The 15,303-nt window shown below is 68.5% G+C and carries 14 protein-coding genes; 11 read left to right on the top strand and 3 right to left on the bottom strand.

All coding sequences use genetic code 11. From position 1 onward, the window contains the following. The first annotated feature begins 181 nt into the window (after positions 1 to 181). The 7 genes from L0P92_RS21130 to L0P92_RS21100 all read left to right on the top strand — a co-directional run bounded on the left by L0P92_RS21130 (position 182) and on the right by L0P92_RS21100 (position 10,220). Positions 182 to 568 carry a hypothetical protein gene (locus L0P92_RS21130; protein WP_234764366.1) on the top strand — a complete coding sequence of 129 codons (387 nt, stop codon included), beginning with the start codon at positions 182 to 184 and terminating at the stop codon, positions 566 to 568. A 90-nt stretch (positions 569 to 658) separates the two neighbouring features. After that, positions 659 to 985: a DUF397 domain-containing protein gene (locus L0P92_RS21125; protein WP_234764365.1), complete on the top strand. Its 327-nt coding sequence runs from the start codon at positions 659 to 661 to the stop codon at positions 983 to 985. A 317-nt stretch (positions 986 to 1,302) separates the two neighbouring features. After that, positions 1,303 to 6,909, top strand: a complete 5,607-nt coding sequence (locus L0P92_RS21120) for a toxin glutamine deamidase domain-containing protein (RefSeq protein WP_234764364.1) — start codon at positions 1,303 to 1,305, stop codon at positions 6,907 to 6,909. Then, entirely contained in the window at positions 6,890 to 7,741 is an 852-nt protein-coding gene (locus L0P92_RS21115; RefSeq protein WP_234764363.1) for an immunity 49 family protein, read from the top strand. Before L0P92_RS21120 ends, L0P92_RS21115 begins: the two co-directional genes overlap by 20 nt. A gap of 232 nt (positions 7,742 to 7,973) precedes the next feature. Next, positions 7,974 to 8,234, top strand: coding sequence for an Imm49 family immunity protein (locus L0P92_RS21110; RefSeq protein WP_234764362.1), 261 nt, complete (start codon positions 7,974 to 7,976; stop codon positions 8,232 to 8,234). Positions 8,235 to 8,279: 45 nt separating this feature from the next. Continuing rightward, positions 8,280 to 8,585, top strand: coding sequence for an SUKH-4 family immunity protein (locus tag L0P92_RS21105; protein ID WP_234764361.1), 306 nt, complete (start codon positions 8,280 to 8,282; stop codon positions 8,583 to 8,585). 114 nt (positions 8,586 to 8,699) lie between these two features. Next, the gene (locus L0P92_RS21100) at positions 8,700 to 10,220 is read left to right on the top strand and encodes an ATP-binding protein (protein WP_234764360.1); all 1,521 of its coding nucleotides are present in this window, start codon (positions 8,700 to 8,702) and stop codon (positions 10,218 to 10,220) included. 83 nt (positions 10,221 to 10,303) lie between these two features. On the opposite strand, the gene L0P92_RS21095 is transcribed toward L0P92_RS21100, so the two are convergent. Further along, the gene (locus L0P92_RS21095; RefSeq protein WP_234764359.1) at positions 10,304 to 10,732 is read right to left on the bottom strand and encodes a hypothetical protein; all 429 of its coding nucleotides are present in this window, start codon (positions 10,730 to 10,732) and stop codon (positions 10,304 to 10,306) included. 219 nt (positions 10,733 to 10,951) lie between these two features. Between L0P92_RS21095 and L0P92_RS21090 the strand changes: the two genes are divergently transcribed. Next, positions 10,952 to 11,410, top strand: a complete 459-nt coding sequence (locus tag L0P92_RS21090; RefSeq protein ID WP_234764358.1) for an LppU/SCO3897 family protein — start codon at positions 10,952 to 10,954, stop codon at positions 11,408 to 11,410. Between the two features lie 64 nt (positions 11,411 to 11,474). On the opposite strand, the gene L0P92_RS21085 is transcribed toward L0P92_RS21090, so the two are convergent. Next, positions 11,475 to 11,693, bottom strand: a complete 219-nt coding sequence (locus tag L0P92_RS21085) for a hypothetical protein (protein WP_234764357.1) — start codon at positions 11,691 to 11,693, stop codon at positions 11,475 to 11,477. A 234-nt stretch (positions 11,694 to 11,927) separates the two neighbouring features. On the opposite strand from L0P92_RS21085, the gene L0P92_RS21080 reads away from it, so the two are divergent. The 3 genes from L0P92_RS21080 to L0P92_RS21070 all read left to right on the top strand — a co-directional run bounded on the left by L0P92_RS21080 (position 11,928) and on the right by L0P92_RS21070 (position 14,327). Next, positions 11,928 to 12,578 carry a hypothetical protein gene (locus tag L0P92_RS21080; RefSeq protein ID WP_234764356.1) on the top strand — a complete coding sequence of 217 codons (651 nt, stop codon included), beginning with the start codon at positions 11,928 to 11,930 and terminating at the stop codon, positions 12,576 to 12,578. Between the two features lie 53 nt (positions 12,579 to 12,631). Beyond that, on the top strand, positions 12,632 to 13,438 hold the full coding sequence (locus tag L0P92_RS21075; protein ID WP_234764355.1) for an immunity 49 family protein: 807 nt from the start codon (positions 12,632 to 12,634) through the stop codon (positions 13,436 to 13,438). Between the two features lie 94 nt (positions 13,439 to 13,532). Further along, positions 13,533 to 14,327: an immunity 49 family protein gene (locus L0P92_RS21070; protein WP_234764354.1), complete on the top strand. Its 795-nt coding sequence runs from the start codon at positions 13,533 to 13,535 to the stop codon at positions 14,325 to 14,327. Positions 14,328 to 14,343: 16 nt separating this feature from the next. On the opposite strand, the gene L0P92_RS21065 is transcribed toward L0P92_RS21070, so the two are convergent. Next, positions 14,344 to 14,826: a hypothetical protein gene (locus L0P92_RS21065; RefSeq protein WP_234764353.1), complete on the bottom strand. Its 483-nt coding sequence runs from the start codon at positions 14,824 to 14,826 to the stop codon at positions 14,344 to 14,346. Between the last annotated feature and the right edge of the window lie 477 nt (positions 14,827 to 15,303).

Here is a 15,303-nt window from a genome sequence, read left to right as displayed (position 1 = left end):
ACGAGGAACGGCCGGTCGGTCGGTTCGGTCGAACGGTCGGTCTGGCTGGAGGGGCGGTACCCGCGAGGGTGCCGCCCCTCTTCGTTGCCCGTGAGGGCTGGGTCTCGTCCGGGAGCCGCCGTTAAGGTGGAGTCACGACAGAAATGACGAGCCACGGGGGGCAGTTGTGCCGTCGGACTACATGGACTCCGATCCTGAGGTACTGAAGACCGAGGGATTCCACATGTTCAACGCGGGTGTGGAGTTCTCCAAGGCCGTGCACAAGCTGACGACCGGCCTGACCGCCCTCGAGAAGGGTGACACCCCGCCGTGGGGTGACGACGACATCGGCGAGAAGTTCGGCGTCGTCTACGAGGGCCTGCGCGACGGCATGTACGACTCGATGGGCAGCCTGGCGGAGCGGATCGCCGGTATGGGGACCGCCCTGGCCCGGATGGGCGTGGCGCACGAGCAGAACGAGGCCGCGCAGAACGACATCTGGAAGAAGACGATGGCCGAGTACGACGGTCAGGTGGAGGTTCCGCCCGGGGTCGCGCGCGGCGAGCTGCACACCCGGCCGAGCACCTGATCCGCGACGCACGTGTGGCGTCCCGCCTCCGCCAGTAGGGTGAGACGCACACTTCGTTCGCATTCGCACGTCAGGAAGAGGCCCAGCAGCATGACCGAGGCTACCGAGCCACAGAACAACGAGGTCGGGACTCAGGCCGAGGACACCAAGGCGCGCAAGGAGCGGGAGCGGGACGAGCTGTACGCCCTCGACATCTCGGGGGTCGAGTGGCACTGCGCGCCCGGCACCGAGGAGCACGAGGAGCGCGTCGAGATCGCGTATCTGCCGGAGGGGGCCGTGGCCATGCGGTCGTCCCTGGATCCCGACACGGTGCTGCGGTACACCGAGGCGGAGTGGCGGGCGTTCGTCCTCGGGGCGCGGGACGGGGAGTTCGATCTGGAGCCGACGCCGCACGATGGTGGGGTTGTGGCGGAGTAGCTCAACTCCAGTTGGGTTCCCGTCAACTCCAGTTGGGTTCCGCATAGATGGTCTTGCGGCCGCCGTCCCACGGAAGGGGACGGCGGCCGTTGTCGTGCAGGGTGGTCGGGCTTGACGCAGCGGGATCAGCGTGGCCGGCGGGGACCCCTCCGGACAACCGGGGCGGCCTGCAACGGACTTGTGACAGCAAACCCCTGAAGTCGTCGGCAGGTGATTCCGTAAACTCTGCGGACGGCTGTACTCCTGTGTGATTTCCCTTGGCTGGTGAGGGACGTGTACGGCCGTGCTGTCCGACGGGGGTGCTTTCTGCTGTGGCGATGATGTTGCCGGACGAGCTCGAGTGGGTCCTCGAGATGCTGGGCTACAAGTGGCCCACGGCGAACGAGGACAAGCTCAGAGACTGTGCCGCCGTGTGGCGGGAGTTCGGGGAGAAGGTCAACGAGCTCCACACCACGGCGAACGGCGCAGCCCGGCAGGTCACCGCGCACAACGCCGGTGAGTCGATCGACAAGTTCACCAAGACGTACGAGAAGTTCGACGGTGGCGGCGGCAACGACGGTTACCTCCGCAACGCCGCCGAGGCCGCGTTCCTCATCGCGAACGTGCTGGAGGCGTGCGCCTACCTCGTCGAGTTCGCCAAGTGGGCGGTGATCGCGCAGCTGATCGCCCTGGCCATCCAGATCGCCGCCGCCGCTGCCGCCGCGCCCTTCACCTTCGGTCTGTCCTCGGTGGCGGGGATGGGTGCCACCCAGGTCGCCCGCCTCATCGTCCGACGCCTCCTCGACGAGCTCAAACAAGCCCTGATCGAGGCCATCATCGAGACGATGAAGGAACCCGCGATCTCGGCGATCGAGGCGATCATCACCGACCTCATCCGCCAGACCGTCAACGTCGGCTTCGGCGCCCAGGAGGGCTACGACGTCGGCGCCACCCTCAAGGCCGGTGGCGAGGCGGGCCTCGACGCCCTCCGGCAGAGCCCGCAGACCTTCGCCGAGGGCCTGCGCGACAGCCTCGGCCAGAAGGCCGGCAGCCGGGCGCGGCACGCGATCGACAGCCGGATCGACGGGTACGACGGGGCGTCGGGGTCGGATGTGCCGGGGGGTGACATCGGCAGTGACTCCAGCGGCGGTTCGGAGAGCTCGGGCGGTTCGGAGAGTTCCGGTGGTTCGGAGAGTTCCAGCTCCTCCTCGTCCTCCGATTCGAGTTCGTCGGACTCGGACTCCAGCACCTCGACACGTTCGGGCAACGGCAGCATCCCCGGCGCGAACATAGGCAGCGGCATATCCGCCGACACGGGCGGCAACGACATCCCGGGCCCCAACATCGGCGCGGGCCCCGACTCCGGCTCCGGGCCGGGGTCCGACTCCGGGAGTCCGTCCTCCTCGGACAGCCCGTACGCAAGGCCGACGCAATCGCCGACGTCGTCCCTGCCGGACTTCGACGACCCCTCGCCCGGTGGTCCCTCGTCCAACGGCTCCGACTCCAACGGCACCTCCAGCACACCGAGCACGTCCGGTCCTTCGCACTCCGGCGGCGGCTCCCCCGTATCGGGCCTGTCGTCCCCGAGCCCGCAGTCCGCGCCCACGGCCTCGTCGTCCGGTGGTACGTCGTCCTCGCCGGGAGGCGGCTCGATCGGCACCCAGATCGACGGGCTGGCCGCCAGCGCGCCCACGCAGTCCAACGCGGCGCCGACGCCTACGGCGGACTCGTCTCCCGCCGGTTCCGGGGGCCGGTCGGACGGTGGCGGGTCGGGCATGCCTACGTCGCCCACGGCGCCTTCCACGGGGGGTGCGGTTCCGGGGGGTGGGCACCACAGCCCGGGCGGCTCTGGCGGCAGTCCGTCCGCTACGAGCCCGACCAGCCCGAATCCCAACTCCGGCCCGGCGAGGAACCCTTCCGCCGGCACGCCCGGCACGCCGTCCGCCACGGGGACGGGGCCTGCCTCCACGCCGAGCCCTACGTCACCTGCGACGCCCCGGAGTACGCCTGCCCCGACGCCGGGGGCCACCGCGCCCGCCACGGGATCCGGGCCCTCCTCCACGCCAAGCCCAACGTCACCTACGACGCCCCGGAGCACGCCTGCCCCGACGCCGGGGACCACCGCGCCCGCCACGGCATCCGGGCCCGCCCCCACGCCGACTTCCAGCACGCCCTCGACGACGCCACGGACGACGCCGTCGCAAACGCCGGATCCCCGTACGTCCGGCGCCGACGGTCGGACTCCCGGTACGACGGACAGTCGCGTGCCGAACCAGAGCAATCCGAGCCAGACCACTCCTGGTACGACGCCAGGAGACCGAACGCCGCCTCGGAGTACGCCTGGCACCACGCCCGGCGACCGGACTCCGTCCCGCGACACCCCGGGCACCACACCGGGCGACCGCAGCCCGAACCGGGACAACACCATCACCACACCGGGCGACCGCACCCCGAACCGCGACAACACCAGCACCACACCGGGCGACCGCACCCCGCCGCGTAACAACGCGGACTCGACCGGCACCCGTACACCCGGCCAGAACCCGAGCCCGGCCACGCACTCGCCCGCGAGCCAGACCCCGAGTCAGACCACCCCGAACCAGAACCCGGCCCAGTCGTCGCCCTCCAGGACACCGTCCCCTACCGCCAGTACCCCGACGACGACGCCCGCTGGCTCCTCCAACAACGGGTCCGACCGAGCCTCGACCCCGGGCAACAACAACCAGAGCCCGTCGACACAGCCAGGCCGCGCCCACACGCCCAGCACTCCGAACCAGCCGAGCGCCGACCCCGGCACCACCCCGCCCCGGCCCCACCAGCCGGCGGGCAACACGCCCAGCGCTCCGCCGAACCCGAGCCCGAACCCGACTCCGAAGCCGAACACTCCGCAGCAGCCCGCCGCGCAGTCCCCCCAGGCGGAGAACACGCGCCCCGACGGGGATGACCGGGCCGACCAGGATCGAAAGCACCAGCAACATCAAGTGACGGCAGTCCCGATCCACACGGTCGTCACGACCCCGGGTCCCTCGACGTCACCGTCACATGCGGACCCCACGCCCCAGAACCCGGGCTCGCCCCAGGCCACCCCGAACAATCAGAGCCAATCCCAGCAGGACAGCCTCGACGACATCCGATCCGACCTGGACCACCAGCCGGGCGGCCTGTCCCAGCCCGACCCCGCCGACCAGCAGGCACTGGCCGACGCCGTCCCGCACAACGAGGACGGCACCCCACAGCGCTTCCCCGACCCCTTCGGCCCCTACACCCAACTCCAGAACGACGGCGGCAACACGGTCCCGGGACGTAGCAACAACTGTGCCGACTGCTCCCGTTCGTTCCTGGAGACCTGGTACGGAAACCCCCAGGTCTCGGCCCCGCGCACCGTCGACCTCGACGAGAACGGCAAGCACAACCCGTTCACCCCCGAGGACAACGCGAACGCCAACCAGATCCGCTGGACGGGCGCCGCCCACACGTACGCCGGCCCCGGCGGCGACCCCAACACCGCCAACAACATCGCCTCCACCCTCCAGCAGGCCGGACCCGGCTCGGCGGCCATCGTCCAGGTCGACTGGCCCGGTGGAGGCGGCCACGCCTTCAACGTCGTCAACCACAACGGCAAGATCGTCTGGATCGACACCCAGAGCGGACAGGTCAGCGAGCAGCCCCTCCACATCGACCAGGCCAAGCACGTCTGGCACATCCCGCTGGACGCCGACCGCAACCCGATCGACACCAGCAAGTCGGACGACAAGGATTCCGAGGGCACCGAAGGCTCCAAGGACTCCGAGAACCAGAACGACGAGTCGCAGAACCAGAACGACGACGCGTCCCAGCCGGAGAACTCCGAGAAGGACGGTCAACCGGAGAACACCCAGAACCCGCAGGACGACGCGTCGGACGACACCCCGGCGCAGGGCGACGGCACCGACACGACAACCGAATCCCCCGAGCCGACGGTCCAACCGTCCCCGGACGCATCGGGCAACGCGGACTCCGCGAAGCCCTCGACGACCGACTCGAACTCGTCCGAGCCGGATGGCACACCCGACGGCCACGAGCCGTCCCCAGGGACACCGGACACCCCGGATCAGCAGTCACGCCCGGATGCGGAGACGCGCGCCGACTCCCCCACGGACAACCGGCAACCGCCCACCGACACCACATCCGACGACGGCACGTCGGACGACGGCACGCGTCCCGCCCGAACCGCGACGGACGACCCGAACGATCCCACGACCGACCGGGACACACCTCAGCAGAACACCACGCCCCCGGACCCGCGTACACCGACTCCGGACCAGGAGAACAGGGACCCCCGGGCCACCGACCCACGCACTGCTGACCCTCGCACCACGGACCCGCGCACGTCTGATCCTCGCGTTTCGGATCCCCGTACATCCGACCCCCGCACGTCCGACCCCCGCGCATCCGACTCGCATCGAGACGCTCCCACGCAGAACAGGCCGGAGGTCGACGGGCGACCCGACAGCCGGCGGCCGGACACCACACAGGGGCCGGATGAGACGCGCCCCGATCATGCCGGTGATCCGCGGTCGGAGAACCCGCACAAGGACCCGTCCGAGACGCCGGACCAGCCCCGGCCTGAAACCGCCGACCAGCCGCCGACGGACGACCATCGCGACCGCCCGAGCGACATGAACAAGGACTCCGCGGTCCCCAGCCGCGAGAGCCTGCCGGACGGCAAGAACGCCGACGCCGCCAACTACGTGAAGGACTCCGTCAACGGGAAGAAGCCGCTGTACGGCGACATCGCCTCCGAAAACCCGCAGCAGACATCCCCGTCGGCGAGTCCCGAGCGTCCCTCCGGTCCGGTGGAACCGGCAGGCAATTCTTCGAACGACGACGTGGCGAGCCGTCGGCAACGCGATCTGGACATGCTCGCGCGGGCCAATTCGAAGGATCCGAAGGACAAGGCCTGGTTCGAGAAGTACTACTACCCGAGGAGCGGCTACCGCCAGAGCGTGACAGCCCCTGCCGAGGACGGCCGTCCTGTCCCCCAGTTGCATCCCACCGGCGATCCCAACACTCCTTGGATGCTGGCCAACGACGCACCGGACGCCGATGCCGAGTCGTACATCGACTCGGGCGAGCACGAGGGTAAACGCGAAGAGGAGATCTCCAAGAAGAACCTGGAGGAGCTCGACAAATACGCCAAGGCCCGCCAGGACGCCATCAACGCGGACCGGCAACCGCACGTGGACCGGCGAGCGGCCAAGGAAGCGTACGAGAAGAACAAAACTCCCGAGAACCTGAAGAGGTTCCAGGAAGCCGACGCGAAACACAGTCCCCTCCACGGCAAGATGACGCGGGCGAGCGAGGACTATGGCGAGGCCGTCGCCGAGTTCCACGTGATGCCCCAGCATTTCGAGGACTACAACCGCGTCGACGACCGGGCCATGGGCAACAACCGGTTCGACCAGGTCTGGATGGATCCCAGCAAGAACCCACCCGAGTTCGTCGTCGTGGAAGCCAAGGGCTCCACGAACGCCGAACTCGGCCAACGACGAGGTATCGGTCCGCAGCAAGGCTCGGACCAGGCCGTATCATCGGGCGATCCGAGCCAGGCGCAGGGCGACGACCCTCAGAACGAGGATGAGGCGGGCCAGGACAAGCCGAGCCCTGGCGTGCCGAAGGTCCGGCAGGGGACGCGCCCGTACTTTGAGACGATCCTGCATGAGATGGAGAAGCGCGCGCGAAAGAATGAGCGCAGTGCGACGACCGACGCCGAACTGGAGGCCGCCCAGGCAGAGCGCAAACTGGCACGCGACCTCAAGAGGGCTCTGGAGGCGAACCCATCTCGGGTCAAGTACATACTCGTCAAGGGAAACTCCGACGAGGGCGAACACCGGGGCTACGAGATGTATCAGTTCGACATCAGGACGGAAGAAGAGAAGGAACGCGATGCAGATTCCGCGACATGAGTTCCCGACGCGAAACACCCTGAGGATCCTTGAGACTCACACCAAGGACTTCTGGGACGATGTTGAAGGCCTGCGTGACCAACCGTCGTGGTTCTCGAACGTTCTGGCCGACGCAGTCGAGCTCCTCGCTACGCACTGTCTCGTGGACCCGGAGGCCGACAAGCTGGAGACGTGGGAAGCCTGCGTCACCGCCATGCAGGTCGGCTCTGCCCTCTTCGCATCGGCCCAGGCCACGACCGGCAGCATCGAGTATCGCATCGGTCACAAGGTGCACCCCATCCACGCCGGCGCCCTGTCCCGCGCCCACGCCGGAAACTGGCTCAACGCCTTCTGGCTTGCCTGCATCTGCCGCGAGAAGAAGCGCATGACCGAACTCTGCCAATTCCCCACCTCGAAACTCCGGCAAGCCGACGGAGTCCTCGACGAATACATCTACGACTGGGTGGAAGCACTACAGGCCTACTGGCTCAAGCGCCCCGAATTCGGCGACAAGCTCGTGACCGCGGTGGAGAAAACCGACCCCGCCGCCCTACGACACGCCCCACGCGACGGCGTCCTCCAGATCATGTATCCCCCCATGAACCTGCTCACCCAGCTCGCCCGCGGCGACCAGAACAAGTTCAACACCGAACTGGCGAAAGCCCTGGAATGGCACAAGGACTACTGGACCCGCGACGAGGACCGTGCCCTCGACACCGAAGGCCTCGTGGCACTCGGCCCACTGGCAGTGTCCTGCCTCGCCGTTCAGGCCGGCTTCACCATCACCGTCGAATCCGAGTACCTGCCCAAGCACCTCCTCGAAGGAGCCTGGATCAACGAATTCCCCACATAGCCGCACCCAGCCACACGCCCAGGCAGCAGCGAGGAACATGATGCAGATTCCGCGGCATGGTTTCCCGACGCGAAAATGTTGCGTCGATGCTCGAATCCCGTGGCGAATACCTCTGGGAGGACGTTGCAGACCTGCAGTCCCAACCGTCATGGTTCTCGAACGTTCTGGCTTCCGCCATCGCTCTCCTCGGCCTGCGTTGCTCCGTGGACCCGGAGGCCGACAAGTTGGAGACGTGGGAAGCCTGCGTCACCGCCATGCAGGTCGGCTCTGCCCTCTTCGCATTAGCCAGGCCACGACCGGCAGCATCGAGCACCGCATCGGTCAGTGGACCCGCGACGAGGAGCGCGCCCTCGACACCCAAGGCCTCGTGGCACTCGGCCCACTGGCCATGTCCTGCCTCGCCGTTCAGGCCGGCTTCACCATCACCGTCGAATCCGAGTACCTGCCCAAGCACCTCATCAACGGCCGCTGGCACGACGATGTCCTCACATGACCCGCCCACCAATCGGCCACAACACGAGTAGCGAACAGGACTCTCATGGCTCCCAACTCACCGCCCACCACCCCTGACGAAGCCGTCCAGATCGTCCGCGCGCGTTACGCCCAGCCCAAACTCCCCGACGGCACCCCCGCCGAACTCAACGTCCAGGAGTTCGACATCGGCTACCTGGTCTACGCCGTCTTCCCGCCCAGCGTCGACGCCTCCGGCCGACCGCAGCCCGCCCCACCCGGCGGAGCCAAGATCGTGGTGTCGAAAGAGACGGGCGAGACCGTCACCGTCCCCAACTACCCGACCGAGCAGGCCATCGCCCTGTACCGGAAGAACCTCGCACAGAACACCTGACGGCCGGGCGAGGCCGGCCGGGCCGACCGCCCCCGCGGCACCGCTCTCCCCCGACCGCGTACCACTCCATCGCTCCACCACCCCATCCCACCACCACAACCAGGACTGATACCCATGGCCGGCATCACCGGTGGCTACGCACCGCACCCCTACATCGGCGGCCGCACGGCAGTGCTGCGTGCCCTCGCCGCCTGGCGGATGGAGTGGCCCGGCACCCCGCGCGTGCTGGTCCTGACGGGAGCTCCGGGCAGTGGTCGCTCGCATCTGATCACCGGGTTCCTGATGCTGTGCGACCCGGAGTACCGCAATCGGCTCCCCCTGGCCGACCTGGACCCGTCGACCGTACCGCCCGACCTGCCCGCGCCCGCCGTACCGGGAGCGGCCGGGTTGAGCGCGGCCCAGGTCGTCTGGCTTCTCGCCGGTCATTTCGGCCTGGCGGCCGACGAGGTGTCAGACGTGTTCAGCGAGCTGGCCGCCCTCCCGAGCCCTGTGACCGTGGTCGTTCCAGATGTCGACCGGGCGGGGCCGGTGCGTCCTGCGGGTGAACCGGACCGGCTCCTGCGTGAGGTACTCAAGCCGCTCGCCGCCGTCGAGACCGTCCGCCTGCTCACCGAGATGCCTCGGCGGCTCGCGGACGAGTTCGCGGCCGGCTTCCCCGCCGGCACCGTACAGGTGATCGATCTCGACGCACCGCAGTGGGCCGACCCTGAGGGCCTGGTGCGCCAGGCCGAGGCGCTGCTCGACCCACGACTCGGCGCTCCGGAGCTGCCGTTCACCACCGACGCGGCGACGCGACGGACTCTGGCCGAGGCGATGGGGCGCCGGGCCGGGACCAATCCATTGACCGTGGAACTCGCCGTGCGCAGCGTCCTGACGGGTGGGGGCATCGGCGTCGTAGCCACGCACGACGAGGCCGACCTCCCTTCGTCCGTCGGTCAGGCACTCGACCTGCACGCCCGCCGCCTCGGAGCGGACCCGCAGACCCTGCGGCACCTTTTGGCGCCCTTGGCCCTGGCGGAAGGCGACGGTCTGCCTGTGGGCCTCTGGGCGCGGCTCGCCGGCGCCCTTGCGGGCAAGGACATGCGCGAGGTCATAGAGAGCGGCGGTGCGTTGTCGGAGCCGTTCGTCGAGTCGCTTCATCCTGACGGGGACGCGGCAAACCACGACGGCGCCGTCGGCGGACGTGCCCGTGTCCGGCTGCTCCATCCGGCCATCGGCAGCGAGATCCGCGCCGGTCTGCCGAACGTACGCGCCGCCCAGACCCAGATCGCGATGGCGCTTCTGGAGGCAGTTCCGGAGCAGGACTGGAGCAAGGCCGATCCCTACGTCCGCGACTACATCGCGGGCCACACCCTGGAGGCGGGGCTCCTCCCCCAACTCCTCACGGACCCCGGGTTGTTCGTCCATGCCGATCCGGTTCCGCTGCGCGCCGCCGTGGAGGCCGTACCGATCGAGGAACTCGGCGCACCGGCTCGTACATACCTTCGTACGGCCCCTCTGCTGACCCGCGTCCAGGCACCCGTCATTCGGCGCGCCGCCCTTCTGGAGACCGCGTTCGTCGAGGACGGCTTGCCCGAGTACGCCGAGGCCATCCGGCACCGGCTCGGCCTCGACCTCCCCCGGCAGACCTTGTGAGCCGGTTCGCGGTGCCGCGGACGCCGGTGACCGTCAGCGTCTCCGACCACTGACCGTCACCGATGCGTGTGATCAGTGCGTGATCAGTACAGCGAGAACCCGCCGCTGTGCCGCCCCTGGTTCTTCTTCCCGGACTGCGAGCCCTCACCCTCCGACCGCCTCGACTCAGACGAACCGGAGTCGGGGCCACCGCCGTCCAGCGGCTCGCCGTGCCTGACCTGGTCGCGCTGCTCCTCCGACAGCGACTCCCACTGGCCGCGCAGGGACGCCAGCCCTCCGCCCAGAGCGCGGGACACCGCGGGGTCGTCCAGGGCGTCGCGCAGGGCGACGCGCCCGGAGAGCAGTTTCTTGGCCGCCTCCTGCAACTCCTTGCTCGCGCCCTCGGTTTGGGACAGTTGGCGCAGGGCGGAGTTCAGGGAACGGATCTGGTCCGGTTCGAGTGCCTCGTCGATCACACCGCGCTCCTGCGAAGAGCCCTGCGGGTTCGGTGAGTTCTCGGGCTTCCTGGTCATTCGCGTCTCCTCGACTCTCGACACCTGAAGTATCTCCCGTCACATGTGGGTACGCTGCGGGGCCCCGGTGGTCGAAGTGGGGAGGGGAGAGGGACTCCCGGGAGGGCAGGCGCGGGGCGCGGGCTGGGGGCGTGGGCGCGCGAGCGTCGAAAGGTAGCGTGTGCCTTCCAACTCTGCGTTGATCTTCATCCGTTCAACCGATCACGGGGTCTTCCAAGCATGTCCACGCCTCCACCGCAGTACCAGAACCAGCCGCCGTACGGATATCCGCAGCAGCCGCCGCCTCCCGGCGGACCTCAGCGGCCGCAGCCGGGAGGGCTGTTGCGGGCGGTGAAGTCAGCGGTCGTCGTCATCGCGGTGTTCGGCGCCGTCGGCTACTGGGTCTGGGACTACAACACCAGCCCGACCGGCGGCAAGGCGAAGGCGGAGGCTTCGGCGTCCGCGGCGGCCGAAGAGGCCAAGACGCACGATCCCGAGATCGGCGACTGCGTCAAGGTCGCGGACCCCCAGGGCGAGCCGCTGCCGACGGTCGTCGACTGTGGCTCGCCCGAGGCCGAGTACAAGACGGGTGCGCTGCTCCCCGGTCAGGGCAAGGAATGCTCGGCGGAGTACGACTACGGCATCCAGTACCGCAACAGCCGCGGCTTCGACTACACGTTGTGCTTCACGAAGGTCTGATTCCCCTGCCACTGATCCGAACGGCCTGAACCGACCTTCGGCTCACTGACGACACCCGGGAGGGTCAGGGCAGCGCGTCCGCCAGTGACGCGCCCGCCGCGGCCAGGATGATCGCCATCATGGCCAGGCGAGTGCGTCCGCGACGCGCCAGTTCCACGCTGAGACCGGCGGAGGCGAGGCACAGGCCGTACACCACGGTTCCCACGCCGGTCTGCGTACCGCTGCTGAAACGTCCCACGAGCACGAAGAGGCAGACCAGCGCCACCAACGCTCCGGCGGACATGAGCCCCACGCGAGCGCTCCGCGCCTGATGGGACCGCTGCGACGGCTGCGACTGCTGTCTCGCGAAGCCCGGATCCGGCTGTCTTGGGAGACTCGCCCTCATTCCCTCCACGCCGGGCGGGGTCGGGTCGCCCTCACCGGCTGGCACCTGCGTCTGCACCTGTTCCGCGCCGAGTTCCCGGCCGTGCGTCGTCATGAGGAGGGAGCGTAGGTCAATTCGCTAAGCTCACGCACCATGTTGCCTTCGCACACGCCCTCCCCCGCACCCGACGCCACGGTCATACGGACCGGCCGCCGCGGTGCCATGACCGGGCTCCCCTGCTCCGTCCTGCTCATCGCGCTGGGTGCGGTCGGTGCCTTCGGCGCGGTCGTGGTTGCTACCGGGAACCAGAAGGGGGAGTCCAACCCGGCAGGGTACGCGGGCCTCGTCTTCATGTTGCTGCTCGGTGCGCTCGGCGTGTTCCTCTTCATCGCCAACTGGGCGAACCGCCGCAGCCGAGTCCTCGTCGACGCCACCGGCCTGTGGGTCGAGAACGGCAAGCACCGCAACGTCATCCCCTGGCAGGGCCTGGCCGGAGTCGGCCTGTACTGGAGCAGGTTCGGCCGCCAGACCGTCTACTCCCTGGAACTCTTCCCCACCGGCCCCATCGACCGGGACGACCCCGTCCTGTGGACCCTCGTCCGCGACGAGGAGCCACTGCACCCCGACCTGCCCCGCCTGCGCCACCGTCTCCCCTTCCCCGCCCCCTGCCGACAGGAGCTGGTCTCGGCGGTCCAGCAGCATGTCCCGCACCTCTGGCTCGGAGAGTCCGAACGCGCCCAGGGCCACGTCGGCCGACCCGACGTCAAGGGACACCGGGAGCGCACTCAGGGGCGTGGGCAGTGAACGGCCGGACTCGTATATCCCGTCACGACGTCCCTGCCGATCGTGTCCGCAGCGTGGAGTCACTGGTCAGGTCCACGGAGGACGACGTCGACATGTTGGTGGGGCATCCGCACACCTTCAACCTGGCGCTGAACTCCGCGCTCAGGAACGCCAAGGCGCACTGCGCTTCCGACTCGGACGCCGCTGTGATCGAGACCTGGGAGGCGTGGGTCGCGGCGATGCAGATCGGCTCTGCCCTGTTCCGGTCGGCCACCTCACCGGATCCGACGGTGGACTGCCTGATCTCCGGCAAGGTTCGCACCATCCCTTCCACCGGGCCAGCGTCCCACGCTAACGCTGGTAACTGGCTCACCGCCTTCTACCTCGCTCTGGTCTGCCGGGAACAACGCCGCCTCACGGAACTGAGCGACGTACCGATCTCGCTATTGCGTGAATCCGGAGCGGTTTACGACGAGTACATCTATGACTGGGTCGACGCTCTTCAGACGTACTGGAAGCAAGGTCCCTCTCTCGGCGTCAAGTTGGTGGCCGCGATCAAAGGCACGGATCCCGAAGTTCTTCGGGTCGCCGACCGCAGCCTGATGCTGCGTGTCCTGTATCCCCCGCTCAATCTGTTCTACCGTCTGGTCCGGGGGGACAGCGAGCGCTTCAACATCGAACTGGTCAAGGCTTTGGAGTGGCACAAGGAGTACTGGACGGCGGAGGGGTCGAGGGCCGCGCAGGTAAACGGTCTCGTCGCACTCGGCCCGCTGGCCATGGCCTGTCTCGCCCACGACGGCGGCGTCGCCATCGAGGTGGAGTCCGGCTACATCCCCAAGTACCTGCTGGAACGCGGCCGGGTCGGCGACTTCCCCACCTGACCCCAACAGGAGGGACAGAACGGAGAAGAGAAGGAGAGCGATGCAGGTTCCACGTCATGAATTCCCCACGGGCGCTTTGCCTCAGGTGCTTAAGGTGCTCGCACGAAGGCTGGACGACGAGCTCGAGGACCTCAAGGAGAACCCCGAGTGGTTCGGGATGGCCCTGAGTGCAGCGATCGACGCCCTCAACAACCGCTGCTCGGGGGACCCCGAGGCCGACAAGGTGGAGACCTGGGAAGCCTGTGTCACCGCGATGCAGATCGGCCACGCCCTCTTCGTCGCCGCCCGCGCCACCACACCGACCATCGAGTGCGAGGTCAACCACGACAAGCACGTCTTCCGTTCCGGCACCGGACCCTGGGCCCACGCCGGGAACTGGCTCACCGCCTTCTGGCTGTCCTGCGTCTGCCGCGAACGGCAGCGTACGAACGACCTGTGCCAGGTACCCGTCGCCCTGCTGCGCGAAGCCGGCGGCTTCGAGGAATACATGTACCTCTGGGTCGAAGCACTTCAGGCGTACTGGCTCAGGCAGCCCGAACTCGGCGACAAACTCCTCGCCGCCGTGGACGCCACCGACCCCGACGCGCTCCGCCCCGCCTCACGCAGCGCCGTACTGAACCTCATGTACCCGCCCATGAACCTCCTCACCCAGCTGGTGCGCGGCGACCACAACAAGTTCAACACCGAACTGGCCAAGACCGTCGAATGGCACAAGGACTACTGGACCCGCGACCAGGAACGAGCCCGCGACTCCGACGGACTCATCGCCCTCGGCCCCCTCGCCATCGCCTGCCTCGCCCGGGACTCGGGCTTCACCATCGACGTCGAGTCCCCCTACCTGCCGGAATGCCTCCTCGACGGCAGCCGGCACGGCGAATTCCCCACCTGATGCCATACCGGCACCGCTAAATGAGCACGGCATTCACCAGGGCACAGACCCCACAGCCCAGCAGCCCACCGAACAGCAAGCCGAGGCCGGCGATGAACGTCCCGCGCCGCATGGGGCGGCCCGAGCGGCGGAAGGCGGCGCTCAGCGGGAAGAGCGCCACTCCGAACATGGTGGCGGCGACGAACCAGGCCTTGAGGGCCTCGACGTAGAACGAGGTGATGGTGCCGCGCCTGAAGTACCCCGTGTCGTCGCCCACCACCTGGAACTCGTCGCCCCGGTCGGCGTCCTCGTCGGGCTCGAAGTCCTCCACGTCGGAGCGGATCCCGCCGTCGTCGGAGCGGAAGGTGCCCGAGCACTCCACGTCGTCCCCGATGACGTCCCTGCCGCAACGCTCGACGGTGATCGTCCCTTGCGTGCCGCCGGACACCTTCGCCGGGCCTTCCGCGTAGCCCACACCGACGAGAATCAGGCTGAAGAGGAGGGTGAGAACGCCCAGCACTCCGGAGCCGATACGGCTGCCGACGCTCCGTTGCCTCGCGGCAGCGGAGCCGATGAGGCGGGGCTCTCGAGCTCCGGCCTTCCGAAGGTTCCGCCCGCCGCTCGCGTCCGTCTTCAATGCCGTCCCGTTCTCCTACGTGGCGCCCGCGCCGCCCCAACTGACTCAGGAGATCTTGGCGACGCCGGTTCATGCAGGTCAAGCCGGTCGAAGCAGCCCCGCGCCCCTTTCGCGGGCAACCGCGTGGGGGTTTCACGGCGCGTATCCGACACCTCTACACATCCACCACGTTCCCACCCCCACAGACCGCCCTTCACGCAGCCCGCTCCGGCTCCGACGGCCCCCTCCTGATCTCACTGATAGCTTGCTGCTCCAGTCAGTTCACTCCGTGGGAATCCGATGACTCAGCCGCCGTACCAACCGCCGCCGCAGCCTTCACAGCCTCCACAGCAACCGCAGGCCCCCAACAACCCTTACAAC

The sequence above is a fragment of the Streptomyces muensis genome, assembly GCF_021474425.1.
Lineage (GTDB): Bacteria > Actinomycetota > Actinomycetes > Streptomycetales > Streptomycetaceae > Streptomyces > Streptomyces muensis.
This window is presented reverse-complemented; position numbering and strand designations above follow the sequence as displayed.